Source organism: Pseudonocardia sp. NPDC049154 (genome assembly GCF_040648315.1).
Classification (GTDB): domain Bacteria; phylum Actinomycetota; class Actinomycetes; order Mycobacteriales; family Pseudonocardiaceae; genus Pseudonocardia.
Genome location: NZ_JBEZDN010000013.1, coordinates 57,626 through 84,060 on the forward strand (window position 1 = coordinate 57,626; position 26,435 = coordinate 84,060).

The 26,435-nt window shown below is 74.2% G+C and carries 29 protein-coding genes; 16 read left to right on the forward strand and 13 right to left on the reverse strand.

The genetic code is table 11. The annotated features are described in order from the left end of the window. The first annotated feature begins 13 nt into the window (after positions 1-13). Positions 14-1,255: an aromatic acid/H+ symport family MFS transporter gene (locus AB0B41_RS10080; RefSeq protein WP_358201117.1), complete on the forward strand. Its 1,242-nt coding sequence runs from the start codon at positions 14-16 to the stop codon at positions 1,253-1,255. Positions 1,256-1,373: 118 nt separating this feature from the next. Here the strand turns inward: AB0B41_RS10080 and AB0B41_RS10085 are convergent, their stop codons facing one another. Next, entirely contained in the window at positions 1,374-1,832 is a 459-nt protein-coding gene (locus AB0B41_RS10085) for a MarR family winged helix-turn-helix transcriptional regulator (RefSeq protein WP_358201119.1), read from the reverse strand. A 59-nt stretch (positions 1,833-1,891) separates the two neighbouring features. Here AB0B41_RS10085 and AB0B41_RS10090 point away from each other — a divergent pair, with 59 nt between their 5' ends. Beyond that, on the forward strand, positions 1,892-2,269 hold the full coding sequence (locus AB0B41_RS10090) for a cupin domain-containing protein (RefSeq protein ID WP_358201121.1): 378 nt from the start codon (positions 1,892-1,894) through the stop codon (positions 2,267-2,269). A 67-nt stretch (positions 2,270-2,336) separates the two neighbouring features. On the opposite strand, the gene AB0B41_RS10095 is transcribed toward AB0B41_RS10090, so the two are convergent. The 10 genes from AB0B41_RS10095 to AB0B41_RS10140 all read right to left on the reverse strand — a co-directional run bounded on the left by AB0B41_RS10095 (position 2,337) and on the right by AB0B41_RS10140 (position 12,253). Continuing rightward, positions 2,337-2,738 carry a DoxX family protein gene (locus AB0B41_RS10095; RefSeq protein ID WP_358201123.1) on the reverse strand — a complete coding sequence of 134 codons (402 nt, stop codon included), beginning with the start codon at positions 2,736-2,738 and terminating at the stop codon, positions 2,337-2,339. A 40-nt stretch (positions 2,739-2,778) separates the two neighbouring features. Then, on the reverse strand, positions 2,779-3,309 hold the full coding sequence (locus tag AB0B41_RS10100) for a GNAT family N-acetyltransferase (RefSeq protein ID WP_358201125.1): 531 nt from the start codon (positions 3,307-3,309) through the stop codon (positions 2,779-2,781). A gap of 7 nt (positions 3,310-3,316) precedes the next feature. Continuing rightward, the gene (locus tag AB0B41_RS10105; RefSeq protein WP_358201127.1) at positions 3,317-5,137 is read right to left on the reverse strand and encodes an L-lactate permease; all 1,821 of its coding nucleotides are present in this window, start codon (positions 5,135-5,137) and stop codon (positions 3,317-3,319) included. A gap of 97 nt (positions 5,138-5,234) precedes the next feature. Further along, complete coding sequence (locus tag AB0B41_RS10110) at positions 5,235-5,426, reverse strand: (4Fe-4S)-binding protein (RefSeq protein WP_358201129.1); 192 nt, start codon at positions 5,424-5,426, stop codon at positions 5,235-5,237. Next, entirely contained in the window at positions 5,426-6,601 is a 1,176-nt protein-coding gene (locus AB0B41_RS10115) for a cytochrome P450 (RefSeq protein ID WP_358201204.1), read from the reverse strand. Before AB0B41_RS10115 ends, AB0B41_RS10110 begins: the two co-directional genes overlap by 1 nt. Positions 6,602-6,816: 215 nt before the next feature. Continuing rightward, positions 6,817-7,389 (reverse strand): DinB family protein, encoded by a 573-nt coding sequence (locus tag AB0B41_RS10120; RefSeq protein WP_358201131.1) that lies wholly within the window; start codon positions 7,387-7,389, stop codon positions 6,817-6,819. 90 nt (positions 7,390-7,479) lie between these two features. Then, positions 7,480-8,814 carry a heterodisulfide reductase-related iron-sulfur binding cluster gene (locus AB0B41_RS10125; RefSeq protein ID WP_358201133.1) on the reverse strand — a complete coding sequence of 445 codons (1,335 nt, stop codon included), beginning with the start codon at positions 8,812-8,814 and terminating at the stop codon, positions 7,480-7,482. Further along, positions 8,811-9,929 carry an FAD-binding protein gene (locus AB0B41_RS10130; protein WP_358201135.1) on the reverse strand — a complete coding sequence of 373 codons (1,119 nt, stop codon included), beginning with the start codon at positions 9,927-9,929 and terminating at the stop codon, positions 8,811-8,813. The genes AB0B41_RS10125 and AB0B41_RS10130 overlap by 4 nt, the downstream gene beginning before the upstream one ends. Then, positions 9,926-11,380 (reverse strand): FAD-linked oxidase C-terminal domain-containing protein, encoded by a 1,455-nt coding sequence (locus AB0B41_RS10135; RefSeq protein ID WP_358201137.1) that lies wholly within the window; start codon positions 11,378-11,380, stop codon positions 9,926-9,928. Before AB0B41_RS10135 ends, AB0B41_RS10130 begins: the two co-directional genes overlap by 4 nt. A 93-nt stretch (positions 11,381-11,473) precedes the next feature. Further along, positions 11,474-12,253 carry an IclR family transcriptional regulator gene (locus tag AB0B41_RS10140; protein WP_358201139.1) on the reverse strand — a complete coding sequence of 260 codons (780 nt, stop codon included), beginning with the start codon at positions 12,251-12,253 and terminating at the stop codon, positions 11,474-11,476. Positions 12,254-12,343: 90 nt separating this feature from the next. Between AB0B41_RS10140 and AB0B41_RS10145 the strand changes: the two genes are divergently transcribed. From AB0B41_RS10145 to AB0B41_RS10205, 13 genes are all read left to right on the forward strand, one after another. Then, entirely contained in the window at positions 12,344-14,491 is a 2,148-nt protein-coding gene (locus tag AB0B41_RS10145) for a malate synthase G (RefSeq protein WP_358201141.1), read from the forward strand. A 65-nt stretch (positions 14,492-14,556) separates the two neighbouring features. Then, positions 14,557-15,756: an MFS transporter gene (locus AB0B41_RS10150; protein ID WP_358201143.1), complete on the forward strand. Its 1,200-nt coding sequence runs from the start codon at positions 14,557-14,559 to the stop codon at positions 15,754-15,756. After that, a complete protein-coding gene (locus tag AB0B41_RS10155; protein WP_358201145.1) occupies positions 15,753-16,238 on the forward strand; it encodes a GNAT family N-acetyltransferase in 486 nt (161 codons plus the stop codon). Before AB0B41_RS10150 ends, AB0B41_RS10155 begins: the two co-directional genes overlap by 4 nt. 155 nt (positions 16,239-16,393) lie before the next feature. Beyond that, entirely contained in the window at positions 16,394-18,763 is a 2,370-nt protein-coding gene (gene mbhE / locus AB0B41_RS10160) for a hydrogen gas-evolving membrane-bound hydrogenase subunit E (protein WP_358201147.1), read from the forward strand. Then, entirely contained in the window at positions 18,760-19,314 is a 555-nt protein-coding gene (locus tag AB0B41_RS10165) for an MnhB domain-containing protein (RefSeq protein ID WP_358201149.1), read from the forward strand. Before mbhE ends, AB0B41_RS10165 begins: the two co-directional genes overlap by 4 nt. Continuing rightward, complete coding sequence (locus tag AB0B41_RS10170; protein ID WP_358201207.1) at positions 19,314-19,793, forward strand: Na(+)/H(+) antiporter subunit C; 480 nt, start codon at positions 19,314-19,316, stop codon at positions 19,791-19,793. Before AB0B41_RS10165 ends, AB0B41_RS10170 begins: the two co-directional genes overlap by 1 nt. Then, positions 19,790-21,307 carry a Na+/H+ antiporter subunit D gene (locus tag AB0B41_RS10175; RefSeq protein ID WP_358201151.1) on the forward strand — a complete coding sequence of 506 codons (1,518 nt, stop codon included), beginning with the start codon at positions 19,790-19,792 and terminating at the stop codon, positions 21,305-21,307. Before AB0B41_RS10170 ends, AB0B41_RS10175 begins: the two co-directional genes overlap by 4 nt. After that, positions 21,304-21,792 carry a Na+/H+ antiporter subunit E gene (locus AB0B41_RS10180; RefSeq protein ID WP_358201153.1) on the forward strand — a complete coding sequence of 163 codons (489 nt, stop codon included), beginning with the start codon at positions 21,304-21,306 and terminating at the stop codon, positions 21,790-21,792. Before AB0B41_RS10175 ends, AB0B41_RS10180 begins: the two co-directional genes overlap by 4 nt. Beyond that, positions 21,789-22,055 carry a monovalent cation/H+ antiporter complex subunit F gene (locus tag AB0B41_RS10185; protein WP_358201154.1) on the forward strand — a complete coding sequence of 89 codons (267 nt, stop codon included), beginning with the start codon at positions 21,789-21,791 and terminating at the stop codon, positions 22,053-22,055. Before AB0B41_RS10180 ends, AB0B41_RS10185 begins: the two co-directional genes overlap by 4 nt. Next, on the forward strand, positions 22,052-22,426 hold the full coding sequence (gene mnhG, locus AB0B41_RS10190) for a monovalent cation/H(+) antiporter subunit G (protein ID WP_358201155.1): 375 nt from the start codon (positions 22,052-22,054) through the stop codon (positions 22,424-22,426). Before AB0B41_RS10185 ends, mnhG begins: the two co-directional genes overlap by 4 nt. 9 nt (positions 22,427-22,435) lie before the next feature. Further along, positions 22,436-22,960, forward strand: coding sequence for a gamma carbonic anhydrase family protein (locus AB0B41_RS10195; protein WP_358201157.1), 525 nt, complete (start codon positions 22,436-22,438; stop codon positions 22,958-22,960). Then, the gene (locus tag AB0B41_RS10200) at positions 22,960-23,640 is read left to right on the forward strand and encodes a uracil-DNA glycosylase (protein ID WP_358201159.1); all 681 of its coding nucleotides are present in this window, start codon (positions 22,960-22,962) and stop codon (positions 23,638-23,640) included. The genes AB0B41_RS10195 and AB0B41_RS10200 overlap by 1 nt, the downstream gene beginning before the upstream one ends. A gap of 48 nt (positions 23,641-23,688) precedes the next feature. Then, the gene (locus AB0B41_RS10205; protein WP_358201161.1) at positions 23,689-23,946 is read left to right on the forward strand and encodes a DUF1540 domain-containing protein; all 258 of its coding nucleotides are present in this window, start codon (positions 23,689-23,691) and stop codon (positions 23,944-23,946) included. On the opposite strand, the gene AB0B41_RS10210 is transcribed toward AB0B41_RS10205, so the two are convergent. Together AB0B41_RS10210 and rpmB are read right to left on the reverse strand one after the other, a co-directional pair. Then, positions 23,931-24,356 carry a hypothetical protein gene (locus AB0B41_RS10210; RefSeq protein ID WP_358201163.1) on the reverse strand — a complete coding sequence of 142 codons (426 nt, stop codon included), beginning with the start codon at positions 24,354-24,356 and terminating at the stop codon, positions 23,931-23,933. The two genes, AB0B41_RS10205 and AB0B41_RS10210, sit on opposite strands and share 16 nt — an antisense overlap. A 155-nt stretch (positions 24,357-24,511) precedes the next feature. Continuing rightward, entirely contained in the window at positions 24,512-24,703 is a 192-nt protein-coding gene (rpmB, locus tag AB0B41_RS10215; protein WP_358201165.1) for a 50S ribosomal protein L28, read from the reverse strand. A gap of 158 nt (positions 24,704-24,861) precedes the next feature. Here rpmB and AB0B41_RS10220 point away from each other — a divergent pair, with 158 nt between their 5' ends. Next, entirely contained in the window at positions 24,862-26,427 is a 1,566-nt protein-coding gene (locus AB0B41_RS10220; RefSeq protein ID WP_358201167.1) for a DAK2 domain-containing protein, read from the forward strand. Positions 26,428-26,435: the final 8 nt, after the last annotated feature.

The window sequence follows — 26,435 nt, forward strand, 5'->3', positions numbered from 1 at the left end:
GAGGGAGGGTTCCATGACAACGGAGTCAGCAGGGACGTCGGGAGGGGCGGGGGCGCGAGCGGGCTGGGCCGCGCCGCTGTGCTGGTCCGCCGTGGCGCTCGAGGGGTTCGACCTGGTGGTGCTGGGGGTGGTCCTCCCGTCGCTGCTGCGTGACCCGTCCTGGGGGCTGAACCCCGCGTCGGCCTCGCTGATCTCGGTGGTCGGCCTGGTCGGCGTCATGGTGGGCGCACTCGCCGCCGGCCCGCTCACGGACCGCTTCGGCCGCCGCTCGATGCTGCTGGTCACCGTCACGTCGTTCTCGGTGCTGACGCTGCTGTGCGCCTTCGCGCCCGGGCCGGTGCTGTTCGGCGTGCTGCGGTTCCTCGCCGGGCTCGGCCTGGGCGGCGTGCTGCCGGTGGCGATCGCGATGGTCAACGAGTTCGCCCGCTCCGGCCGGGGCGGCAGCGCGACGACCGTCCTCATGACCGGCTACCACGTCGGCGCCGTGCTCACCTCGCTGCTCGGCATCCTGGTCATCCCCTCGCTGGGCTGGCGGGCGATGTTCGTGATCGGCGCGCTGCCCGTGCTGGTGCTGGTGCCGCTGATCTGGCTCCGGCTGCCCGAGTCGATCCCGGTCGAGCGCGGTCCGGCCGCGCGGCGCAACCCGATCGCGACCCTGTTCCACGGTGGCTACCTGCGCGCGACGCTCGCCTTCTGGGTCACCTCGTTCATGGGCCTGCTGCTGGTCTACGGCCTGAACACCTGGCTGCCGGAGATCATGCGCTCCGCCGGCTACGCGCTCGGCGCCGCCCTGGCCCTGCTGCTGGTGCTCAACGTCGGCGCGATCGTCGGCCTGCTCCTCGCCGGCCGCGTCGCGGACAAGATCGGCGTGCGCACCTCGACGATCGCCTGGTTCACCGCCGCCGCGCTCTTCCTCGCGCTGCTGTCGATCAAGCTGCCGGGCGTGGGCGTGTACGTGAGCGTGCTGCTCGCGGGCGTGTTCGTGTTCAGCTCGCAGGTGCTCGTGTACGCCTACGTCAGCCAGTACTACCCGGCCGAGGCGCGCGCCACGGCCATCGGCAGCGCCTCCGGGGTCGGCCGGCTCGGCGCGATCTGCGGCCCGGTGGTCGGCGGCACCCTGCTCTCGGCGGGCCTCGCCTACCCCTGGGGCTTCTACGCCTTCGCGGTCGTCGCCGCGATCGGCGCGGCCTCGGTCTCGGTGGTCGGGCGCATCCGCTCCGCCGACACCCCCGACCGACGGGTGGAGACCGCCTGACGACGGCCCGGACCGTCGCATGATCGTCGCGTTGGGAGCGGAAGCCGCGCTGAGCGCGGTGCCCCTCCACAACGCGTGATCATGGTCGACGCCGCGGTGGCGGCTGCTGCACTCCGGCTCAGCGGGTGAACCACGAGGGGGCGTCGAGGCGGGGGCCGGAGGTGACCCGGCCGAGCGCGTCTTCCATCGTGCGGACCGTGTCCTCGCCGAGCTCGCCCACCCACCGCGCCCGGAGCTCGTCGAAGATCTCGGCGGAGCGGGCGAGGAGGTCACGGCCCCGGGTGGTCGGGCGCACGACGATCCGGCGGGCGTCGACCGGGTCCGCGCCGCGCTCGACGTAGCCGGCCGCCTCGAGCGCCGCGATCGTCTTCGCCGCGGCCTGCTTGGTCACGCCGAGCCGCCGGCCGAGCTCCGCGGCGGTCGTGCCCGCGCCGACGGCCTGGAGGGCGAAGCCGTGCATCGGCCGGGCCTCGGGGTGTCCGCGCTCCGCGAGCTCCTCGTGGAGCGCATCGACCAACCTCTGGAACCCGGCCAGGAGCAGCAGTGGCAGCGCGAAGCCGGGACGTTCAGTTGACACGGTCGACAACCAGGTTCACCATATCGACAACCACATTGTCGACCTTACCGGAGCCCGCCGTGACCGTCGTCCGCCGCGCCGACCAGCGTGTCCACGAGACCCCGAACGCCGTGATGACCACCCTTGCGTCGCCCACCCTCGGCGGCGCCGCGCAGTCGCTCTGGCAGGTGCGGATGCGGGCGGGGCAGGCGGGGCCGGACCACGTGATGGACGTGGAGCAGGTGTGGACCGTCGTCGACGGCGGGATGGCGCTCCGCACGACCGGCGGCGAGACCGTGCTGACCGCGGGGGACACCGCGGTCCTGCCGGCCGGCGCGGCCCGGCGCATCGTCGCCGATCCCGAGCGCGGGCTCTCCGCCCTGGTCACCGGCGCCGGTGCCGGGCGGGCCCTGCTCCCGGACGGGGCCGACCGCGGCGTGCCGGACTGGATCCGTTGAGCGCACGACGACGAGGGCGCGCCGGGGACCCCTCGACCCCGGCGCGCCCGCGGACCCGCGGTCCCGCTCAGCGGCGGAACAGTGCCGCGATCTCGTGCCGGCGCACCCACGCGATCAGGGCGAACAGCACGCCCAGGATGATCGGCGTGTAGACGTACTCGGCCATGCCGATCACGAAGACCTGGAAGAGCGCGGCGCCGATCATGAGCGCCACGAGGCAGGCGGCGGCGAGGCCCGCGAGCACCGGGACCATCAGGCCGATCCCGCCCGCGACCTCCAGCGCCCCGATGACGTAGCGGAACCAGTCGCCCGCGCCGATGGCGTCGAAGGTCTGCACGGCAGTGGCCTCGCCGAACAGCTTCGGCGCGCCGGAGGCGACGGCCATGAACAGGCCCAGCACGACCTGCAGGACGTACAGGGCGATCCGGCCCTTGCTGCGGGCGGGGGCGGCGGTACCGGCGGCGATCATGGTCTCGGTCCTCTCGGTCGGTGCGGCCTCTGCCGCGGTGTCACAGGGGAGACCGCACGTCCGCCGGGAACTCATCGCTGCCCGCCCCGAGTTCCCCGCGCAGGATCACCTCGGGGTCCGCCGGCCGCTCCAGGAGCGTCTCGTCCGGCGTCGCGAACCCGAAGCGCGCGTAGAGGCCGTGGGCGTCGCGCGTGTGCAGCGACCACCGCATGCCCGGCCCGCTGGCGAGCATCGCGTCGACGAGCGCGACGCCGAGCCCGTGGCCGCGGACCGACGGGTCCACCCAGACGTCGGCGAGGTAGGCGAAGGACACGCCGTCGGACACCGCGCGCGCCGACCCGAGCGTGCGGTCGCCGCGGTACAGCCCGACCACCCGCCAGGCCGCGTCGAGCTGGCGCTCCAGGTGCTCGCGGTGCCGCCAGGTGCCCCAGTACGCCTCGGTGGACAACCAGGCCCAGACGGCCTCGCGGTCCAGCCGGGCGGGGTCGTCGTCGATCTCGAACTCGCCGATCACGCGCTTCACCCGGCCACCCTCGCAGGCGCTGCGCGGCGGGGCAGCCGGATTCGGCACGGCCTCCTTACGGCAGCATCCAGCCCAGCACCGGCGTGGACTGCAGGTAGATCAGGATCGCGAGCAGCAGCAGCATGCCGAGGCTCCACCCGATGACCTTCCGCAGCAGCACGCCCTCCTGCCCCTCGAGCTTCACCGCGGCGACGGCGATCGTGAGGTTCTGCGGCGACAGCATCTTCCCGAGCACGCCGCCCGACGAGTTCGCGCCGGCCAGCAGCTCCGGCGGCAGCCCGGCCGAGTTGGCCGCGGTGACCTGCAGGGAACCGAACAACGCGTTGGCCGAGGTGTCCGAGCCCGTCACGGCGACGCCGAACCAGCCGAGGATCGGGGACAGGAAGGCGAGGGCACCGCCCGCGCCGGCGATCAGCAGGCCGATGGCGGTGGTCTGTGCCGACGCGTTCATCACGTAGGCCAGGGCCAGGACCGCCGCGACGGTGACGATCGCCCACTTCAGGTCCGCGACGGTCCGCCCCCAGATCCGGACGGCCTCCGCGGCGCCGATGCCGAGCACCGCCGCCACGATCACCCCGGCGATGAGCATCAGGGTCCCGGCGGTCGACAGCCAGGTCAGCGAGTACTGCGTGGTGCTGCTGGCCTTGCCGTTGGTGGCCACGACGTCGAGGCCGGGCCAGTGGAACGCCAGCTTCAGCTTGTCGACGGCCGGCTTGATCCCCGGCAGCTGCACGAGCGCGAAGACCAGCACGATGATCACGTAGGGGGCGTAGGCGCGGCGGATCTCGCGGGGATCGTCGACCCTGGCGCCCGACCGCACGGTCGCGACCGCCTCGCCGCCCTCGGGCGAGCTGTCGGCGGGTACCGGCCCACCGGTCGGCCGGGGCCCACCGCGGCCGGACCTGCCGGTCCCCTCACCGGAGGAGTCGGGACCGCCCGCCCCGACGAGGCTCCCGCCGTCGACCTCGGGCTCGGGCTCGGGCTCCGCGCCCGTCCGGCGCGCGGCCCACGCCGCGTGCGGCATCGCCCGGGCGACCACCACGACGGCGATCGCGGACAGCAGCGCGGCCAGGATGTCCGTCAGCGGAACGGAGATGTAGTTCGACGTCACGAACTGGACGACCGCGAAGACGACGCCGGCCACCACCGCCGGCACCCACGCCTCCCGGACACCCCGGCGCCCGTCGACCAGGAACACCAGCACCAGCGGGACGAACAGGGCCAGGAACGGGGTCTGCCGGCCGACCATCGAGGCGACGTCGTTGAGGGGCAACCCGGTCACCTGCGCGAGCGTGATCACCGGGACGCCCATCGCGCCGAACGCCACCGGCGCGGTGTTCGCGACGAGCGCCAGGATGGCCGCGCGCAGCGGCCGGAAGCCGAGCGCCATCAGCATCACCGACGAGATCGCCACCGGGGCGCCGAAGCCGGCCAACGCCTCGAGCAGCGCACCGAAGCAGAACGCGACGAGGATCGCCTGGGTGCGCCGGTCCGAGGACAGCGTGCCGAAGCTGCGGCGCAGCACGTCGAAGTGGCCGGTCGCGACGGTCATGTTGAACACCCACAGGGCGTTCACCACGATCCACATGATCGGGAACAGCCCGAAGAACGCGCCGTGCGCGGCGGCCAGCAGCGACATGCCGAACGGCATCGCGAAGCCCACGATCGCGACGGCGAGCGCCGCGACCAGCCCGGCCAGCGCCGCCCACTGGGCCCGCACGCGCAGCACCCCCAGCATGAGGAGCACCACCGCGAGCGGGATCACGGAGACCAGGGCGGACCACGCGAGCGAGCCGCCGACGGCCTTCGGGTCCTGCTGGTAGACCGCCAGGACCGGCCCCGCCAACGGTCCGGACAACACCGTCGCAGACGTCATGGTCGCGCAGTGTGCGCCGCGTCACCCGGCCCGGCAGGGTGGGCTGGGCCGAACGGGTGGCAGGGGCCGCGGCCCGACTCGGCCCTCGGTGATCGACTCAGTCCCCGGTGATCGACAACGCGCCGGACGGGCAGGCGTCGACCGCGGCGCGCACCTTCCCGTCCGTCTCCGGGTCCTCCTCCAGGAGGACGACGATGCCGTCGTCGTCCTGGTCGAAGACCGCGGAGTCGGTCATCACGCACATGCCCGCGCCGATGCACATGCCACGGTCCGCCTTGAGCTCGCTCATCACGCTCCTCCCCACGTCACGGGCAGGCTCTCCATCCCGTAGACGACGTTGAACGACCGGAACCGACGATCGTGGGCCGCCGGTCGCAGGTCCGGGAACCGTTGCAGCACCGCGGGGAACGCGATCCGCATCTCCATGCGGGCCAGCGGCGCGCCGAGGCAGTGGTGCACCCCGTGCCCGAAGGCGACGTGCCCGAGCGCGCCGCGCCGGACGTCGAGCCGCTCGGGATCCTCGAGCAGGGCGGGGTCGCGGTTCGCGGCCGGGATCGAGAGCATCACGAGCTCGCCCTCCGCGATCGGCTGCCCGGCGATCTCGGCCGGTCCGGTCGCGGACTTGATCGTGCCGGAGTGCACGATCGACAACCAGCGCAGCAGCTCCTCGACCGCGGGCCCGATCGCGTCCGGGTCGTCCCGGACCAGGGCGAGCTGGTCGGGATGGTCCATCAGCGCCAGCGTGCCCAGCCCGAGCATGTTCGACGTGGTCTCGTGCCCGGCGATCAGCAGGAGGTTCGCGATGCCGATCAGCTCGTCCGTGCTGAGCTCCTCGCCGTGCTCGCGCACCAGCATGCCGAGCAGCTCCTCGCCCGGCTCCGCCCGCTCGCGCGCGACGAGACCGGCCATGTAGTCGCGCTGCTCCTCCTGCGCCCGCATGCGCTCGTCCATCGGCGACGACAGGTCGAGCAGCCGCGCGCTGCGCCGCTGGAACTCCGCCCGGTCCCCGTACGGCACGCCGAGCAGCTCGCAGATCACCAGCGACGGGACCGGCAGCGCGAAGTCGGCGACCAGGTCCGCGGGCGGTCCGGCCTGCTCCATCGCGTCGAGGTGCTGGGCGACGATCTCGCGCACCCGGGACTCGAGCCGGGCCATCCGGCGCCCGGTGAACTCCGGGGTGAGCATCCGCCGCAGCCGGGTGTGCGCGGGCGGGTCGAACGCCAGCAGGTTCCCGGCCCGCAGCCGCGCGATCTCCTCCGGGCTCCGCTCCGGCATGCCCGGCGGGCGGAACGCGCCCTGCCACTCGTTGCTGAACCGCGCCGGGTCGCCGAGCACCCCCCGGACGTCCGACCAGCGCGTGACCAGCCACGCCTCCAGCCCGAAGGGCGTGCGGACCTTCCGCACCCCGGCCCCGTCGCGGATCGCCCCGAGCTCGGGCGCCGGGTCGAAGCCCGCCCGCTGCATGTGCAGCGGCAGCTCCTCGACCCCTCGTGCCCGTGTCGGCGTGGTGGTCGGCGTGGTGGTCTGCGTGGTGGTCTGCGTGGTGGTCCGTGCGGTCTCCGTCATCCGGCCTCCCCGATCGGCTCGCCCCTCCGGCCACTCTCACACCGCGTCCGGGGCCGGGCACGCAGCGCGCTGAGAGGGCGCTGAGCGAGCCGGACATCCCGGACGCCCGGCACTCACCCGTGCAGGTTCCGGTACAGGTCCCGCAGCAGCAGGATCTCGGCACCGTGGTGGATGGCCTCGCGGTGGATGTGCAGCACCAGGTCGACCAGCGGGAACTCCGCGTACGGCCCCTCCGCGGGGCCGCAGGGCCGGGCCAGCCCCGCGTCGTCGAGCGCCTCGACCCCGCCGATCCACGTCGCGTAGGCCCGGTCGAGCTGGCGCAGGCCGTCGGCGGCGGTGCCGGCGTAGGCGTGCTCCTCGTACGAGGTCGGCGGCCCGCCGAAGTGCGCCGCCGCCCGCACGCCGAACACCCCGACGATCAGGTGCGCCATCCGCCAGGCGATCGTGGTGAGCGGCGGCGGATCGGGTTCGGGGAAGGCGAAGTCGACCCGGAAGTCACCGGTGCCCGCCTGGACCGCACCCGGTGCGGGCCGCCCGGCCGGGCGGACGCTCCAGCCCGGCGCGGGCTCCCAGAGGTACTCCTCGTCCGTCAGCCCTTCGAGCTTCGGCCGCAGCAGCGCCTGCCAGTGCCAGGAGAGCTGCTCGGCCAGCTGCGTGGTGGCGGTGCGGGTCGTGGTGTCCGTCATACCCGCGCACGCTAGCCCCGGCCCCCGACGGTTCCCGGCGTCGTGCGCGGTGAGTGGTGCCGGCACACCACCCACCGCGCACGGGTGGTGTCAGCTGCGGGGGACCGGGACGTTCCGGATGCTCGCGTCGAGCAGCTGGACCGGGTGCAGCAGCGGCAGGGCCCCGCCGAGGTGCTTGCCGATCTGCAGCAGGCAGCCCGGGTTGGCGGTGACGACGACCGCGGGCTCGACCGACCGGACGTTGTCCGCCTTCCGTCTGCCCAGCTCGTCGGCCGCCTCGGGCATGATCATGTTGTAGATGCCCGCGGAGCCGCAGCACAGCGCCGCCTCCGGGATGTCGAGCAGCTCCAGCTCGGGGATGCTGCGCAGCACCTCCCGCGGCTGCGTGCGCACGCCCTGGGCGTGCCCGAGGTGGCAGGCGTCGTGGTAGGCGACCCGCACGGCGACGGGCGAGCGCGGGGCGCGCGGCCCCAGCTCGGCGAGCACCTCGTGCACGTCGCGCACCCGCGCGCTGAACTCCTTCGCCCGCACCGCCCACTCCGGGTCGTCGGCGAGCAGGTGGGCGTAGTCCTTCATCGAGGACCCGCAGCCGGCCACGTTGGTCACCACGTGGTCGACGTCGAGCCGCTCGAACCGCGCGATCGTCAGCCTGGCCCGGGCCAGGGCCGGGTCCTCGCGGCCGGCGTGCAGCTCGAGCGCCCCGCAGCACTGCTGGTCGCGGGGGACGAGCACGTCGAGCCCCTCGGCCGCGAGCACCCGCACGGTGGCCTCGTTGACCCGGTGGAAGAACACGTCCTGCACGCAGCCGGACAGCAGCGCGACCCGGCCGCGCCGCTCCCCGACGGCGGAGGTGTGCACCGGCAGGGTCGCGAACGCCTCCCGCACCGTGACGGGCGGGAGCAGCGACTCCAGCGCGGCCAACCGGCCCGGCAGCTTCGCGGCGAGCTTCCGGACGGCGGGCACCGTGGCCAGCTTCTGGTACACGGCTCCCGGCAGGGCGGCCGCGCGCAGCCGCCGCTTGTACGGGAACAGCGCGAAGATCGCCTCGCGGAACAGCCGGTCGGACGGGGCCCGCGGCACGTTGCGCTCGAGCTGCGGGCGCACCGACTCGAGCAGCTTGTCGTACTGCACGCCCGACGGGCACGCCGTCACGCACGCCATGCAGCCCAGGCAGGCGTCGATGTGCTGGCGCAGCGGCCCCTCCAGGCCGATCTCGCCCTTCTCGGCGAGGTCCATGAGGTAGATGCGCCCGCGCGGCGAGTCCATCTCCTCGCCCCACAGCTGGTAGGTGGGGCAGGTCGGCAGGCAGAAACCGCAGTGCACGCAGTCGTCGAGCAGCTCCCGCGAGGGCGGGTGGTGCTCGTCGAAGGCGCTCGGGCCGGTCTGCGGCAGGTTGGTGTCGGCGGAGCCGGCGGGTGTGGTCACGAGATCTCCCACGGGTCGTAGCGGCCCGGGCCGAACCGGCCGTCCGGGTCGAACCGCTGCTTGACGGCCTTGAGCACGGCGAGGGCGGAGGGCGGCGGCCCCCACGCAGGGGCGTCGAGGTCGGCGGGGCGGGACCGCAGGACGCTCGTCCCGCCGGCCGCGTGGACGGCGGCGTGCGCCTCGGCGACCGCCGTCCCGGGTACGGAGACGGTGGCGACCCCGGTCCCGAGGCCCGCGGTGACGGCCGTGGCCGGCAGTCCCGCCAGCACGCCCGGCAGCAGCGAGGGCTTCACGCCGATCCTGACGACGGCGGCCCCCTCCGCGCCGCGGGTGAGGGCCGCGTGCTCGTCCCACACGTCCGCCTCGGCGACGGCCGCCGCGTCGCCGAGCAGCCGGACGAGCCGCTCCGACCGAGCCGGCAGGGCCTCCTCGGTGGAGTCGATGCGGACCAGGAGCCGCCCGGAGCTCAGCCACTCGACGGCCGTCGGCTCCAGCTGCGAGGCCAGCACCTCGCGCCCGAGCCGTGCGGCCTCGGCGAGGTCGCACTCCACCACCACGGTGCCGACGGCCTTCGGCACCGGGTGCAGCCGCAGCACGACCTCGACCAGCGCCCCGAGGGTGCCGTAGGAGCCGTGCAACAGCTTGGCCAGGTCGAACCCGGCCACGTTCTTGATGACGTGCCCGCCCGAGCGGACCACCGCGCCGTCGGCGAGCAGCGTGGTGGCCCCGATGACGAGGTCGCGCAGCGTGCCGTGGACCAGCGCGGACGGGCCGGCGTCGGCCGTGGCCACCAGCCCGCCGACGGTCGCGCCGTCGGCCACCCGTGCGGCGTCGAACGACAGGTGCTGGCCGTGCTTCGCCAGCTCCTCCTGCAGCGCCCGCAGCGGCGTCCCGGCGTGCACCGAGACCGTCATGTCGCCCGGGTTGTGGGTGATGACGCCGCTCAGCCCGGTGGTGTCGAGCACGGCGTCGACGGGCCCGAGCCGGCCCGCCCAGTCCGCGGCCGTCCCGGCCCCGGCGACGGATATCCGGCCGGCGGTGTCGAGGACGGCCTCGCGGGCCTCCTTCAACGACGCCGGCTTCAGTGCCGTGAGGGTCCCCTCCCGATTCTTCATAGCCGCTCGATCACTCCCGACTCCTCCAGCGGGTGCGGCCGGTACTTCCCGGGCCGTTCGCCGCACAGCCGCGGCGTGGGCAGGACCTTGCCCGGGTTGCAGATGCCCTCGGGGTCGAAGGCGTCCCGCACCCGCTGCATCACCGCGAGGTCCTCCTCGCCGTACATCGTGGGCATCGAGCACGCCTTGTCCGTGCCGATGCCGTGCTCGCCGGACAGCGACCCGCCCAGCTCCACGCAGAGTTCCGCGATCGCCCCGGACAGCTCCTCGGCGCGCTCGGTCTCGCCCGCGGCGGCGCTGTAGAGGACGAGCGGGTGGAGGTTGCCGTCGCCGGCGTGGAAGACGTTGGCCACGCGCAGGCCGGCCTCGTCGCCCATGTCGGCGATGCGGCCGAGCACCTCGGCGAGCCGGGTGCGGGGGACCACGCCGTCCTGCACGAAGTAGTCCGGCGAGATCCGGCCGACCGCGGCGAAGGCCGCCTTGCGCCCGCGCCAGATCGCCGCCCGCTCCTCCGGCGAGCCCGCGATGTGCAGGCGGGTGCAGCCGTGGGCGTCGCAGATCTCCTTGACCTGCGAGAACTCGGCGTCGCACTGCTCGATCGGGCCGTCGAGCTCCACGACCAGCGCGGCCGGGACACCCACCGTGTAGCCGGCGTGCACCGCCTCCTCGGCCGCCTCGATCGCCAGCGTGTCCATCATCTCGACGGCCGCGGGCACGATCCCGGCCGCGACGATGTCCGAGACCACCTCGCCCGCCTCGGCGACGGACGGGAAGTCCGCCAGCAGCGTCCGCACCGTCTCCGGGGTGCGCAGCAGCCGCACGGTGATCTTCGTGGTGATCCCCAGCGTGCCCTCGGAGCCGAGGAACACCCCGCGCAGGTCCGGGCCCTGCTGCTCGGGGGAGTTGCCGCCGAGGGTGACCAGCTCGCCGTCGGGCAGCACGACCTCCATGGACAGCACGTGGTTCGTGGTGAACCCGTACTTGAGGCAGTGCGCGCCGCCGGAGTTCTCCGCGACGTTGCCGCCGATCGTGCACACCTGCTGCGACGAGGGATCGGGCGCGTAGTAGAGCCCGTGCGCCGCGACGGCCGCGGTGATCTCCAGGTTGGTGACCCCGGGCTCGACGACGGCGCGCCGGTTCTCCGGGTCGACCTCCAGCACCCGCTTGAGGCGGGCCAGGGAGATCACCACGCCGTCGGCCACCGGCAGCGCGCCGCCGGAGAGCCCGGTGCCGGCGCCGCGGGCGACGAACGGGACCCTGTTGCGGTGGCAGGCCTTCACCGCCCGGGCGACCCCCTCCGCGTCGCGGGGGATGAGCACGATCTCGGGACGGACCCGGTACCCGGTCAGGCCGTCGCACTCGTAGGCGCGGGTCTGCACGGGGTCGTCGACTATGTCGTCGGGGCCCAGGGCCGCGACGATCGCGGCGCGGGCCACGGGATCGAGTGCCATCTGACCTCCTTGTCACGGCTCGTGGTGGGAACGGGGAAAGCGTAGGGCGGCACGGGCGGCCCGGCCGTCTCGAATCGGCCGCGGTCGCCGGGGTCAGGCGGTCGCGAGCAGGGTGCCCAGTCGCCGGCCGGCCGCGACGACGAGCGGCGCGATCCGGGCGACGGCGGTGTCGTCCATGCGGGAGAGGGGGCCGGAGACCGAGACGGCGGCCGAGCCGTGCGGCCCGGCCACGGGCGCGGCGACGCAGCGCACGCCGGTCTCCTGCTCGCCCTCGTCGAGCACGTAGCCCCGCTCGCGGGCGACGGCCAGCTCACGGGCGAGCACCTCCGGGTCGGTGATCGTGGTCGGCGTGACGGCGGGGAGGCCGGTGCGCGCGACGACGGCGGCCGCGTCGGCGGGCGGCAGCGCGGACAGCAGTGCCTTGCCGACGCCCGTGCAGTGCACCGGGACCCGCCGCCCGATCTCGGTGAACATCCGCATCTGGTGCGGCGAGGGGACCTGCGCGACGTAGACCGCGCGGTCGCCGTCGAGCACCGCGAGGTTCGCCGTCTCGCCGATCTCGGCGACGAGGTCCGCGAGCACGGGGGTGGCCCAGCGGCCGAACTGGCGCGCGGCCGTCTCGCCCAGACCGACGAGCTTCGGGCCGAGCGTGTAGCGCCGCGAGGGCAGCTGCCGCAGGTAACCCAGGTCGACGAGGGTGCGCACCAACCGGTGGATGGTCGCCGGGGCGAGCCCGGTCCGGTCGGCGAGCTCGGACAGCCCGGCCTCGCCACCCGCCTCCGCCAGCGTCTCGAGCAGTCCGAACGCCCGGGCCAGCGACTGGACGCCGCCCGCGCGGGGTACATCGGGCCGGGACGTGGTGCCGTCGGTCACAAGGATCGACCCTACATTCCACGATGCGGAAACGCCAGTCCGTATGGTAGAAAAGACGCCGCAGCAGAGTCGAGGAGAGAGGACGCCGCGATGGCCGGCACCGCAGGACTTCAGGTCGACCCCGAGCTCCGGCGGTTCGTGGAGGACGAGCTGCTGGCGGGCCTGGACCTGGCCCCCGAGGCCTTCTGGGGTGCGCTCGCGGACCTGCAGGGGCGCTTCGCCCCGCGGATCGCCGAGCTGCTGGCCCGCCGGGACGAGATCCAGTCGCGGATCGACACCTGGCACGAGGCCCACGGCCCGGGCGAGCCCGAGGCCTACCAGAAGCTGCTCACCGAGCTGGGCTACCTCCTGCCCGCCGACGAGCCGGCCTCGATCTCGGTCGGCGACGTCGACGCCGAGATCGCCGAGGTTCCCGGCCCGCAGCTGGTCGTCCCGGCCACCGTGCCGCGGTACGCGCTCAACGCGGCCAACGCCCGCTGGGGCTCGCTCTACGACGCCTTCTACGGCACCGACGCGCTGCCGCTCGACCACGAGCTCGCCAAGGGCTACGACGAGCAGCGCGGCGCACAGGTCATCGCCGCCGCGGACGAGCTGCTCGACGAGCTGTTCCCGCTGGCCCAGGGCTCGCACGCGGACGTCACCGCCTACTCGGGCTCGGAGCAGGGTTTCGTCGCGTTCACCGGGGGCGGCGAGAGCGCGCTGGCCGACGCCGGGCAGTTCGCCGGCTTCCGCGCGCCGGACGGCGAGGGCCGCGCCGCGATCCTGCTGCGGCGCAACGGCCTGCACGTCGAGCTGACGATCGACCCGACGCACCGCGTCGGCCGGCAGCACCACGCCGACGTGGCCGACGTCGTGCTGGAGTCCGCGGTCACCACCATCGTCGACCTCGAGGACTCGGTCGCGACGGTCGACGGCGAGGACAAGGCCCTGGCCTACCGCACCTGGCTCGGCCTGATGACCGGCGAGCTGGTGTCGGAGTTCCGGAAGGGCGGGGAGACCGTCACCCGGCGGGTGAACGGCGACCGCGAGTACACCGGTCCCGACGGCTCGCCGCTCACCCTGCCGGGCCGGTCGCTGCTGCTGGTCCGCAACGTCGGGCACCACATGACGACCAATGCGGTGCGCACCGCCGAGGGCGAGGAGATCGCCGAGGGCGTGCTCGACGCGCTGGTCACGGCCACCGCCGCGCAGTACGACCTGCAGGGGAAGGGCCGGTTCTCCAACTCCCGCAGCGGGTCGATGTACATCGTCAAGCCCAAGCAGCACGGGCCGGACGAGGTGGCGCTGACCGTCGAGCTGTTCGCCGCCGTGGAGGAGGCCCTCGGCCTGCCCGCGCGCACGCTCAAGATCGGCATCATGGACGAGGAGAAGCGCACCAGTGTGAACCTCGCGAGCGCGATCGCGGCCGCCGCCGACCGGGTCATCTTCGTCAACACCGGCTTCCTCGACCGCACCGGCGACGAGATCCACACCTGCTTCGCGGCCGGCCCGGTGGTCCCCAAGGGCGACATGAAGTCGTCGACCTGGCTCAACGCCTACGAGGACCGCAACGTCGACGTCGCGCTCGCCTCCGGGTTCGCGCACACGGCGCAGATCGGCAAGGGCATGTGGGCCAAGCCCGCGGCGATGGCCGACATGCTGGAGCAGAAGGGCGCCCAGCCGAAGCAGGGCGCCAACTGCGCGTGGGTGCCCTCGCCGACCGCGGCGACCCTGCACGCGTTGCACTACCTCCGCACGGACGTGCACGCCGTCCAGGAGGACATCGCGAAGCGGCCCGTCACCGACCGGGAGAAGCTGCTCGTGCTGCCGATCCTCGACGGGGAGCTCACGGACGAGCAGAAGACCCACGAGCTCGAGACGAACGCGCAGTCGATCCTCGGTTACGTCGTCCGCTGGGTGGGCCTGGGCATCGGCTGCTCCACCGTGCCGGACCTCGAGGGCGTCGGGCTGATGGAGGACCGGGCGACCCTGCGGATCTCCAGCCAGCTCATCGCGAACTGGCTGCACCACGGCGTGGTCGAGGAGAAGACCGTCCGGGACACCTTCGCCCGCATGGCCGCCCTGGTCGACGAGCAGAACGCGAACGAGCCGGGCTACCCGCCGATGGCCAAGGACCTCGACGGCAGCGAGAGCTTCCAGGCCGCCCTGGAACTCGTCCTCACCGGCCGCACCGAGCCCAACGGCTACACCGAGCGCGTGCTCACCACCTGGCGGCAGAAGGCCAAGCAGCGCGCATGAGGTCTGCGTCTCCCCGGGGAACGCAGCCCGGCGCCGACGGGTTGGTGCCCGACGTGGGAGGACGGATGAGGGCGTGGGCGCGCGTCGCGGCGGTGCTGTTCGTGATCGGCTACGGCGCGAACCAGTTCAGCCCGCTCATGGTCATGTACCGCGAGCAGGGGCACTACTCGGCCACGGTCGTCGCGGCGTTCTTCGGCGTCTACGTGGCCGGGCTCGCGCCGGGCCTGCTCGTCGGGGGCCCGCTGTCGGACCGGCTCGGCCGCCGGCGGGTCCTGCTGCCGGCGTTGGTCGCGTCCGTGCCGGCGAGCGCGGTCCTCGCCGCCGGGGCCTTCTCCGAGGCGCTGCTGTTCACCGGCCGCTTCCTGTTCGGCGTGGTCACCGGCGTGGCCATGGCCGTCGGGACGACGTGGGTGAAGGAGCTCTCGCAGGCCCCGTACGACACCGAGGCGGACCCGGGCTCGGGCGCCCGCCGCGCCGCGCTCGCGCTGTCCGCGGGGTTCGGCGTGGGTCCGGTGGTCGGCGGCGTGCTGGCCCAGTGGGCGCCGCTGCCCATGGAGCTGCCCTACCTGGTGCACATCGTGCTCACCCTGCCGGTGATCGCGCTGGTCACCCGCGCACCCGAGACGCGGCTGCCGGAGACGGCGCCGCGGCGGTCGCTCGTCGCGGACCTGAAGGTGCCGGCGGCGGCGCACCCGCGCTTCCGCGGCCTGGTGCTGCCGCTGGCCCCGTGGGTCTTCGCCGGGCCCGCCCTGTCCTTCGCCGTGCAGCCGGCCGCCCTCGGGGCGCAGCGCACGGCCGGCTTCGGACTGATCTTCGCCACCGGGCTCACGGCCGTGACGTTGTCGGCGGGTATCGCGATCCAGTCCGCCGCCCGCCGGCTCGACGCCCGCGCCCCGCTCGCCGGCGCCCGGCTCGGCCTGGCGCTGATCGTCCTCGGGACCCTGGTCGCCGCGGTCACGGCGCTGACCGGTTCGCTGGTCGTGGCGTTCGTCGCGTCGGCGGTCCTGGGCGGGGCCTACGGCATCTCGCTGGTCTCCGGGCTGCTGGAGGTGCAGCGGATCGCCGAGCCGGCGCACCTGGCCGGGCTCACCGCCGTCTACTACACGCTGACCTACGGCGGGTTCCTGCTGCCGGTGATCCTGGCGCCGCTCGCCGTCCACGTGCCGTACCCGGTGCTGCTCGTGGTGGTGGCCGCGGTCGCCGCCGTGTGTCTCGCGGTGCTGGTCACGGCAGGCCGCCGCACGCGGTCCACCGTCGCCGCATGACGCTCGACCTCCGCGCCACCGCCTTCGACCATCCCGACGCGCAGCGGCTGATCGCCGCGGTCCAGCAGGTCTACGTCGAGCGCTACGGCGGCCACGACGAGACGCGCACCGACCCCGCGGAGTTCGCCGCCCCGCACGGGCTCTTCCTCGTGGGCTACGGCGAGGGTGCGCCGGTCGCGGCGGGCGGCTGGCGGGTGCGCGACGCCGAGGCGGACGACCCCGGGATCCGCGACGGCGACGCCGAGATCAAGCGGATGTACGTCGTCCCGGAGGCCCGGGGGAGGGGACACGCCCGCGCGGTGCTCGCCGCGATCGAGCGCTCGGCGGCCGCGGCGGGGCGGCGCCGGATGATCCTCGAGACGGGCACGAAGCAGCCGGAGGCGGTCGCGCTCTACCGCAGCTCCGGCTACGCGCCGATCGCGCGGTTCGGGGTGTACCGGGAGGAACCGGACAGCCTCTGCTTCGCCAAGATCATCGCCTGAGGAGGGGCGGCCGCGACCCCGACCAGTAGGATCGGTGGCGGCGCCGGCCTCCGGCGCAATCTGTCCGAAGCTCGTCAACGACCCGACGCACCCCTTGAGCCGGGCCGCTCCCTGCGAGCATGCGCGCTGCACGGTGGTCGCGGGACGGAGGTGTCTTGCTCGCGCTCGTCGTCGCCCATCTCGTGGTGGCCGCGCTGCTGCCGCTGGTGTCGCGGCGCAGCCGGCGCGCCGCGTTCGGGATCGCCGCGGTGCTCCCCGCCGCGACGCTGGTCTGGGGGTTCGCCCACCTCGGTGCGGCGCTCGGGCCCGGCCTCGAGGAGACGGTGACCTGGTCCGCGGCGCTCGACCTCGAGCTCGGGTTCCGGCTCGACGCGCTGGGCCTGGTCATGATCGTGCTGGTCGGCGGGCTCGGGGCCCTGATCCTGGCCTACAGCGCCTGGTACTTCGGCAGGGAGAGCCGCGACGCCCCGCGGAACTCGGCGCTGCTGCTCGCGTTCGCCGGGGCGATGCTCGGCCTCGTCCTGGCGGACGACCTGCTCACCCTCTACGTCTTCTGGGAGCTGACGTCGATCGCGTCGTTCCTGCTGGTCGGGCAGAGCGGGCTGCACCGGGCCAACCGGCGCGCGGCCGTCCAGGCGCTGCTGGTCACGGTCTTCGGCGGGCTCGCGATGCTGCTCGGGATCGTGTTCGTGGGCGAGTCCGCCGGCACCTACCGGATCTCGGAGATCGTCGCCGCGCCGCCGGCGGGCGGGGTGGCCGCGACCGGCGTCGCGCTGATCCTGGTCGGTGCGCTCACCAAGTCCGCCCAGGCGCCGTTCCACCCCTGGCTCCCCGCGGCGATGGCCGCGCCCACGCCGGTGAGCGCCTACCTGCACGCGGCGTCGATGGTGAAGGCCGGTGTGGTGCTGGTGGGCCGGCTCTCCCCGGGCTTCGCCGACCGGGCGGAGTGGTGGGTGCCGATCGCCGTGCTGGGGCTGGTCACGATGGTGATCGGCGGCTGGCGGGCACTGCACGAGACGGACCTGAAGCGGCTGCTGGCCTTCGGCACGGTGAGCCAGCTCGGCTTCCTCATGGTGCTGTTCGGCTCCGGCGACCGGATCGGCGAGGTCGCGGCGCTGACCATGCTGCTGGCCCACGGCCTGTTCAAGGCTCCGCTGTTCATGGTCGTCGGGATCGTCGACAAGGTCACCGGCACCCGGGAGGTCGGCGCGCTGTCCGGGCTCGGGCGCAGGCTGCCGGGCCTCGCGGTCGCCGCCGTGCTGGCCGCGGCGTCCATGGCCGGCGTGCCGTTCCTGCTCGGGTTCCTGGGCAAGGAGGCGGCGTTCGAGGCCTTCGTGCACCAGGGCGGCGCGCGGGGCTGGGTCCTCGCGCTCGGCCTGCTCGCCGGCTCGGTCCTCACCGTCGCCTACTCCGCGCGCTTCCTGTGGGGTGCCTTCGCCGACAAGCCCGGCGTCGAGCCCGTCGACCCGAAGCGGCCCGCCCCGGGCCTGCTCGCACCGACCTGGACCGCCGCGGTCGCCGGGCTGGTGCTCGGCTGCGTCCCGCCGCTGGTCGACGCCCTGGCCCAGCCCTACGCCGAGGCCTACCCGGCCACCGACGCGACCGAGGCGGACTACCACCTCGCGCTCTGGCACGGGCTCTCGCTTCCGCTGCTGTTCTCCGTGGTCGCGCTGGCCGGGGGCCTCGCGCTGCACGTCGGGCGCGAGCGGATCACCGGCCTGCACCGGGCGCTCCGCCACCCGCTGTCGGCGCAGCGCGGGTACGAGATCGCGGTGGCCGGGCTGGAGCGGGCCGCCACCCAGGTCACCGGTCGCGTGCAGGTCGGTTCACTGCCCGTCTACCTGGGTGTCCTGCTGTGCACGGTGCTCGTCCTGCCCGGCATCGCGCTGACCACCGGCGGGACCTGGCCGCAGGACCAGTCGCTGGTGTCGTCGCTGCTGCAGCTCCCGCTGGGGCTCATCGTGGTGGCCGCGGCCCTCGCGCTGACCCGGGTCCGCCGGCGGTTCACCGCCGTCCTGCTGGTCGGCGCGATCGGCTACGGGATCGGCGGGCTGTTCGTCGTCGACGGCGCGCCGGACCTCGCCCTGGCGCAGTTCCTGGTCGAGACGCTGACGCTGGTCGCCTTCGTGTTCGTGCTGCGCCGGCTGCCGGCGCACTTCGACCCCGGCGACCGCCCCGACACCGAGCCGGGGACCCGCCCGCGGCGCGGCACCGAGCTGCGCAAGGCCGCCCTCGCGACCGTCACGGGCGTGTTCGTCGCGGTCGCGGGCGTGGTCCTCAGCGGTGCACGCCAGCAGCCACCCGCCGCGAGCGGCGAGTTCGTGGCCCGCGCCCCGGAGGCCGGGGCGGACAACGTCATCGCGGCGATCCTCGTCGACTTCCGCGCGCTGGACACCGTCGGCGAGATCACCGTGCTGCTCATCGCCGCGGCCGGCACGGCGAGCCTCGTGCTCGCCACCCGCTTCGACAAGCGGCGCACGGCCGGCGGCGGCACCCCCGAGCACGAGAAGGAGGTCCTGGGATGAGCACCCGCGAACAGGTGCCGTTCACGCAGTGGGACGAGCCGGAGGGGGAGTGGACGCTGCCGGGGGCCTGCCCCGTGCGCACCAACCGGACCCTGCTGCTGGAGGCGGCCGCGCGGTTCCTCTTCCCGACGGTGCTGGTCTTCTCGGTCTACCTGCTGATCGTGGGCCACTACGCTCCCGGCGGCGGGTTCTCCGGCGGCCTGGTCGCCGGGCTGGCCTTCGTGCTGCGCTACATCGCGGGCGGCGGCTCCGAGGGCGCCGAGATCGGCTCCCGGCTCGTCCTGCGCCCGCCCGTGCTCATGGGGCTCGGCCTGCTGGTCGCCGTGGTCTCCGCACTCGCCCCGGCCGCGTTCGGCGCGCCGGTCCTGGCCAGCGCGAAGGTGACGTTCGAGATCCCGCTGATCGGCACCGTCGACCTGGTCTCCAGCCTGCTGCTCGACATCGGCGTGTACCTGCTGATCATCGGCGTGGTGCTCGACCTGCTGCGCTCGCTGGGCAGCGGGATCGAGCGCGACGCGCGGGAGGCGGCCGGGGAGGAGGCAGGACCGTGATCACGATCAACATCGCGATGGCCGTCGTGTTGGCGGTCCTCTACTCCGTGGGCTTCTACCTGCTGCTGCAGCGCTCGCTGATGCGGATCCTGATCGGCATCGTGGTGCTCGGCCACGGCGCCAACCTGCTGCTGCAGCTCGCCGGCGGCCCACCCGCCCGCGCGCCCGTGCTGGGCACCGCGCTGCCCGAGGAGTTCGCCGACCCGCTCCCGCAGGCCCTCGCGCTGACCGCCATCGTGATCACCTTCGCGCTCACCACCTACCTGCTGGCCCTGGGCTACCGCAGCTGGGTGCTGACCGGCCGCGACGAGGTCCAGGACGACGTCGAGGACCGCCGCGTCGCCGAGCGGGAGCGTCCCGAGGGCTCCATGGAGGAGGACGCCGAGGGCCCGGACGACGAGGAGGATCCGGGCTCCGCGGCGGCGTCGGACCGCCCGGACGAGCCGGCGGAGGTCAGCGGGAGCGGGGCGGCCCGGTGACCACGCTCGTCACGCTGCCCGTCCTGCTGCCCATCCTGGGCGCGGCCCTGACGGTGCTGGCCGCCCGCTCGGCGCGCATCCAGCGGCTGATCGGCATCGTGGTGCTCGCCGCGGTCTCGGTCGTGGCCGCGGTGCTGCTGGTCGCGGCGGACCGCACCGGCCCCGTCGTCGCCGAGCTGGGCGGCTGGCCCGCGCCCGTCGGGATCGTGCTGGTGGCGGACCGGCTCTCCGCGCTGCTGCTGCTGATCTCGACGGTGGTCACGCTCGCCGTGCTGGTCTACGCGATCGGCCAGCGGATCTCCGACTACGGCCGCGAGACCGCCAGCACCACGTTCCACCCGATCTTCCTGCTGCTCTCGACCGGCGTGTCGCTGGCCTACCTCACCGGCGACCTGTTCAGCCTGTTCGTGGCGTTCGAGATCATGCTGGCCGCGTCGTACGTGCTGATCACCCGGCGCACCAGCGCCTCCCGGATCCGCTCCGGCATGACGTACGTGATCATCTCGCTCACGTCGTCGCTGCTGTTCCTCACCACGATCGCGCTGGTCTACGCGGCCACGGGCACGGTCAACCTGGCCGACCTCGCCGGCCGGGTGGCGGCGCTGCCGGAGGGGCTGCGGACGCTGCTGTCGATGCTCACGATCGTCACGTTCGGGATCAAGGCGGCGATGGTGCCGCTGCACTTCTGGCTGCCGGACAGCTACCCGAACGCGCCCGCGCCGGTCACCGCCTTGTTCGCGGGCCTGCTGACCAAGGTCGGCGTCTACGCGCTGCTGCGCACCCAGACGCTGGTCTTCCCCGGCACCGGCCCGTCGACCGTGCTCCTGGTGCTGGCCGTGCTGACGATGGTGGTGGGCGCGCTCGGCGCGCTGGCCCAGGACGACCTCAACCGGTTGCTGTCCTTCCTGCTGGTCAGCCACATCGGCTTCATGCTGTTCGGCCTCGCGGTGTACGACGCCCGGGGCGCGGCCGGCACGGCCCTCTACATCGTCCACCACATCACCGTGCAGGCCACGCTGTTCCTGGTCAGCGGCCTGATCACGCGGCGGACGGGGACCGTGTCGATCGACGCGATGGGCGGGCTCGCGCGGCGGTCCCCGGTGCTGGCCGTGCTCTTCGCGGTCCCGGCGCTCACCCTCGCCGGCATCCCGCCGACGTCGGGGTTCGTCGCGAAGCTGGCGCTGCTGCAGGCCGGGGCCACGGGCGGGGCGGCCACCGCCGTCGTCGCCGGGTTCGTGGTCCTCGCCAGCCTGCTCACGCTCTACGCCGTGGTCCGGGTCTGGGTGCGGGTCTTCTGGGGCGCCGAGAAGGAGCCGCTGCCCGACCCCGACCCGACGGACGAGCTGGTCGTCGGCACCGCGCGGGCCTCGCGGCCGATGTACGCGGCCACCGTCGCGTTGATCGCGGTGAGCATCGCGATCGTCGTCGCGGCGGGGCCGCTGTCCGCGATCACCGAGCAGGCGGGGTCGGACCTGCTGGCCCGCACGCCCTACATCGAGGCGGTGCTGGGATGACCGTCCTGCGCCGCTGGCCCCAGGTCCTCTGGCTGACCGTCGTGTGGGTCCTGCTCTGGGGCACGATCTCGGTGAAGATCGTGGTCGGCGGGATCCTCGTCGCCGCCGCCGTGACCGCGCTGTTCCCGCTGCCGCTGCTGGCGCGGCTGCCCTTCCGGCCCTGGCCACTGCTGCAGCTGGGCGGCTGGCTCCTGGCCGACCTGGTCGTCTCCGGTGCGCTGGTCGCGTGGGAGACGGTCCGGTACGGCCCGCGGGCCCGGGCCGGGATCGTCGCCGTCCCGCTGCGGACCGGGTCCGAGCGGATCACCACCCTCGTCGCCGCCGCCGCGGCGCTGACCCCGGGGAGCTTCGTGCTGCAGATCGACCGGGCGGGCAGCCGCCTGTACGTGTACGCGCTGGGCCTGCGGGGCCCGGCCGACATCGCACGCGTGCGCCGGCAGATGGCGCGGCTGCAGGAGCGCGTGGTCCGGGCGGTGGGGGAATGACCGTCGTGTTCGCCCTGGTGCTGGGCATGCTCGCGGCCGCGGCGCTGGTCACCGTCGCGCGCGTGCTGCGCGGGCCTGGGACGCTGGACCGGATCGCCGCGCTCGACGTGTTCGTGGTGCTGATCGTCGCCGCCTCGGCCGTCTACATCGCGATCTACCGGGACGGGTCGACGATCCCGCTGATGGTGGCCGTCGCGCTCGTCGGGTTCGTGGGGTCGGCCACGGCGGCGCGGCTGGTCGAGCGGTGGGAGCGGCACCGGTGAGCGGACAGGTGGTCACGGACGTCGTCTCGGCCGTGTTCCTGCTGCTCGGCGCGCTGTCCTGCCTGCTGGGGGCGCTCGGGCTGGTCCGGCTGCCCGACCTGCCCGCCCGGCTGCAGGCCGCGACCAAGCCGCAGACCCTCGGCCTGCTGCTGATCCTGCTGGGCACGGCGATCCGGCTGGACTTCGAGAACGCCGCCACGCTGATCCTGGTGATCCTCTTCCAGGCCGTCACCGCTCCGGTGATCTCGCAGATCCTGGCGCGCTCGGCCTACCGGACGGGCACGCTCGACCGGGATGCCCTCGTCGTCGACGAGCTGGCGGAACGGATGGAGCGCGAGGCCCGGGAGGGCGGCCCCGCCGGGCGAAAGTAGGCTCCGGCCGTGGCTGTCTACGCGCTCGGTGACGTCGAACCCGACATCCATCCCGAGGCCTACGTCCACCCGGACGCGGTCGTCATCGGGAACGTGAGGCTGGGGGCGCAGGCGTCGGTGTGGCCGACCGCAGTGCTCCGCGGCGACGACGGCTACATCGTGGTCGGCGAGCGCACCAGCATCCAGGACGGCTCGATCATCCACACCACGGCCCGGCAGCCCACGCTGATCGGCAACGACTGCACGGTGGGGCACAACGTGCACATCGAGGCGGCCGACATCGCCGACAAGGTGCTGATCTCCTCGGGCTCGGTCGTGCTCAACGGCTCGACGATCGGCGAGGGCGCGATCGTTGCCGCCGGCGCCGTCGTCTCGCCCAACGCCGTGATCCCGCCCCGCCGGATGGCGCTCGGCATCCCCGCCCGCGTGCGCGAGGGCTACGAGGTGCCGGAGGACCGGTTCCAGTACGCGGTCGACTCGTACGTGCAGCGGGGCAAGCGGTTCCGCGCCGAGCTGCGCCGGCTGGACGTCTGATGGCCGCGAAGCCGCTGGCCGAGGTCGTCGAGGAGGGCTGGGCGCAGGCGCTGGAGCCCGTTGCGCCCGTCGTGGCGCAGATGGGCGAGTTCCTGCGCACCGAGCTCGCCGCGGGCCGCAGGTACCTGCCGGCTGGGGTGAACGTGCTGCGGGCCTTCCAGCAGCCGTTCGACGAGGTCCGGGTGCTGATCGTGGGCCAGGACCCCTACCCGACGCCGGGGCACGCCGTCGGGCTGTCCTTCTCGGTGTCCGCCGACACCCGCCCGCTGCCGCGCTCCCTGGTCAACATCTTCAAGGAGTACCAGGAGGACCTGGGGCTGCCGCTGCCGTCGTCGGGCGATCTCACGCCGTGGACGAAGCAGGGCGTGCTGCTGCTCAACAGGTGCCTCACGGTCGAGCCCGGCTCGCCCGGCTCGCACCGCGACAAGGGCTGGGAGGCCGTCACCGAGCAGGCGATCCGCGCGCTCGTCGAGCGGGACGCGGAGCCGCTGGTGGCGATCCTCTGGGGGCGGGACGCGCGCAACCTCGCGCCCCTGCTCGTCGACGTCCCGATCATCGAGTCGGCGCACCCGAGCCCGATGTCGGCGGACCGCGGGTTCTTCGGCTCGCGGCCCTTCAGCCGGGCCAACGACCTGCTCGAGGAGATCGGCGGCGAGCCCGTCGACTGGCGCCTGCCGTAACCCGGGCGTACGTGTCCTGGTTCACGATCTCCGCGGCCTGCGCGAGGTGTGCCCGGATCGCGCCGCTGTTCCTACAACCAGGACTCCGACTGCCACGCCGGGGCGATCACCATCGCCGGCGACCACGCGCACTGCGGCACCTTCGTCGAGATCTCGTTCCGCGGCGGACTCGGCCGCAACGGGATGGTCGGCGCCTGCCACCGCGCCGGGTGCCGGCACAACGAGAACCTCGAGTGCACCGCCCCGTCCGTCGAGATCGGGAAGGACCAGGACGTCGCCGACTGCCTGACCTACGAGGCCAAGTAGTCGATCGCGCCGATCGGCTCCGCCGCGACGGCGCCTCGCCGGTCCGTGCGCAGTGCGCCGTCCGCCTGCGCCAGCGCCGCCACCGGGTCGGCGTCCTCCACGAGCACCGCACGGTCCGGCCGGGCGAGCCCCCGGGCCGCGCGCAGCACCAGCCGCCGCTGCGGGGCGTCCAGGCCGTCCGTCAGGCGGTCGACCAGCACGAGCGCGGCGTCGGACGCGGCGGCGCGCTCGATCATGCCCATGCGGTCGGCCAGCGCGTCGGACACCCGGGCCGTGAGGCGCAGGGCGCCGGTCTCGTGCCCGTCGGCACACCGGGTCCGGTCCTCGTCCAGTGCGTACATGAGCCGGCGCCGGGCCACGGCCGGACCCAGGATCACCGTCACCTCGCCGAGCGGCAGTCGCAGCCCCACCGGCAGGCCTCCCTCAGATCGACGTCGACTGAGGTGAGGCTGACCCTCGTACCCGGCCGTGGTCGAATCTCCTCGGCCACACCCGCCTCCGCGCACGACGACGGGGCGGCCTCCACAAGGAGGCCGCCCCGTTCGGGTCTCGCGGTCGCTCGGCGTCAGGCGCGCCCGACCTTGCCCGCCTTGAGGCAGGAGGTGCACACGTTCAGGCGCTGACGGTTGCCACCGTCGACCTTGGCGCGCACGGTCTGGATGTTCGGGTTCCAGCGACGGTGGGTACGGCGGTGCGAGTGCGAGACGGACATGCCGAAGCCCGGACCCTTGCCGCAGACGTCGCAGACGGCAGCCACGTCGGACACTCCTCGGGGTAGACAGACAACGATGCGAGGCCCGGGTCGCCCCGGGCACGTGCCGTCCAGGGTAACCGCCCGTCCGCCGGCCCTCCCACCGGCCCCCCGCCCCTGACGGACCGCGATCGTCCGACGCGCCCGCTCGATAGGGTGGGAACGTGCCCGTGACGCTCGACGCCGCCCTGCTCCGGCGCTGGGCCACCGCCGCCGTGGCGGGGCTCGACCGGCACCGCGGCGAGCTCGACGGGATCAACGTCTTCCCGGTCGCCGACGCGGACACCGGCACCAACATGCTCCTCACCATGCGGGCCGGGGCCGACGCCGTCGACCAGGGTTCCGACGAGCCGGCGGAGGTCGCCGCGGCGCTGGCCAAGGGCGCGCTGCGCGGCGCCCGCGGGAACTCCGGGACCATCCTCTCCCAGCTGCTGCGTGGGCTCGCCGAGGCGCTCGGCGCGGGCGAGGACCTCGCGGGCGCGCTGCGCCGGGCCGCCGAGCTGGCCACTGCCGCCGTCGCCGAGCCGCGCGAGGGCACGATGCTCACCGTCATCGCCGCCGCGGCCGAGGCGGCCGCCGAGCTCGGCGGGGACCCGGTCGCGGTCGCCGACGCCGCCCACGCGGCCGTCGCCCGCACCACCGGCCAGCTCGCCGAGCTGAGTCGGGCCGGGGTGGTCGACGCGGGCGGGCTCGGCGTCGCCGTGGTGCTCGACGCCCTGGTCGAGGCCTGCGCGGGCCGGGTCCCGGAGCGCTCGCGGGTGGTCGTCCGGGACCGCGCGGCGCTCACCGCGGCCCGCGAGTCCGGGTCGGAGCAGTACGACAGCGAGGTCATGTACCTCCTCGACCGGACCACCGACGACGCGGTGACCGCCCTGCGCGCCCGGCTCACGTCCCTCGGGGACTCCGTGGTCGTCGTCGGCGACGGGTCCGGGACCTGGAACGTGCACGTCCACTGCACGGACGTCGGCGCGGCGATCGAGGCCGGGATCGAGGCGGGCCGGCCGCACCGGGTCACCGTCATGCGCTTCGACGACCGCCCGCCCGAGCCCGAACGCCCCACCTTCCGCCGGCCGCGCGCGGTGCTGATGATCGCCTCGGGGGCCGGGGTGGCCGAGCTCGCCCGGGCCGCGGGCGCGGACGTGTTGGAGACCCGGCCCGGGCACACCGTCTCGGGCCGGGAGCTGGCCGACGCCGTCGAGGCCACCGGCGCGGCGCACGTCGCGCTCATGACCTGCGACGTCGGCCTGCTCAGCCTGGCCTCCCGGGTCGCCGGCGCGGCGCGGGACGAGGGCCGCGAGGTGGTCGTCGTCCCCACGACGTCCGTGCCGCAGGGCCTCGCCGCCCTCGCCGTGCACGACCTGTCCCGCAACGCCGCCGACGACGTCGTCGCCATGGCCGAGGCCGCCGCCGGCACCCGGACCGGCGGGCTCGTGGTGGCGGAGGCGGAGGCGCTCACCTGGGTGGGCCGGTGCGCGCCGGGCGAGGTGCTCGGGATGAGCGAGGGCGAGGTCGTGCTGATCGCCCCCGACCTGACTGTCGGTGCCCTGTGGTTGGCTCACCGCATGCTGACGCCGGGTGGTGAGCTCGTCACCGCGCTCCTGGGGGCCGACGCGCCCGAGGAGCTGGGCAGCGGGCTGGCCGAGGACCTGCGCCGCACCCACCCGGAGGTCGACCTCGTGGTCTACCGCGGCGGGCAGGCGGACTTCCCGCTGGTGCTGGGAGTGGAGTAGTGGCCCTC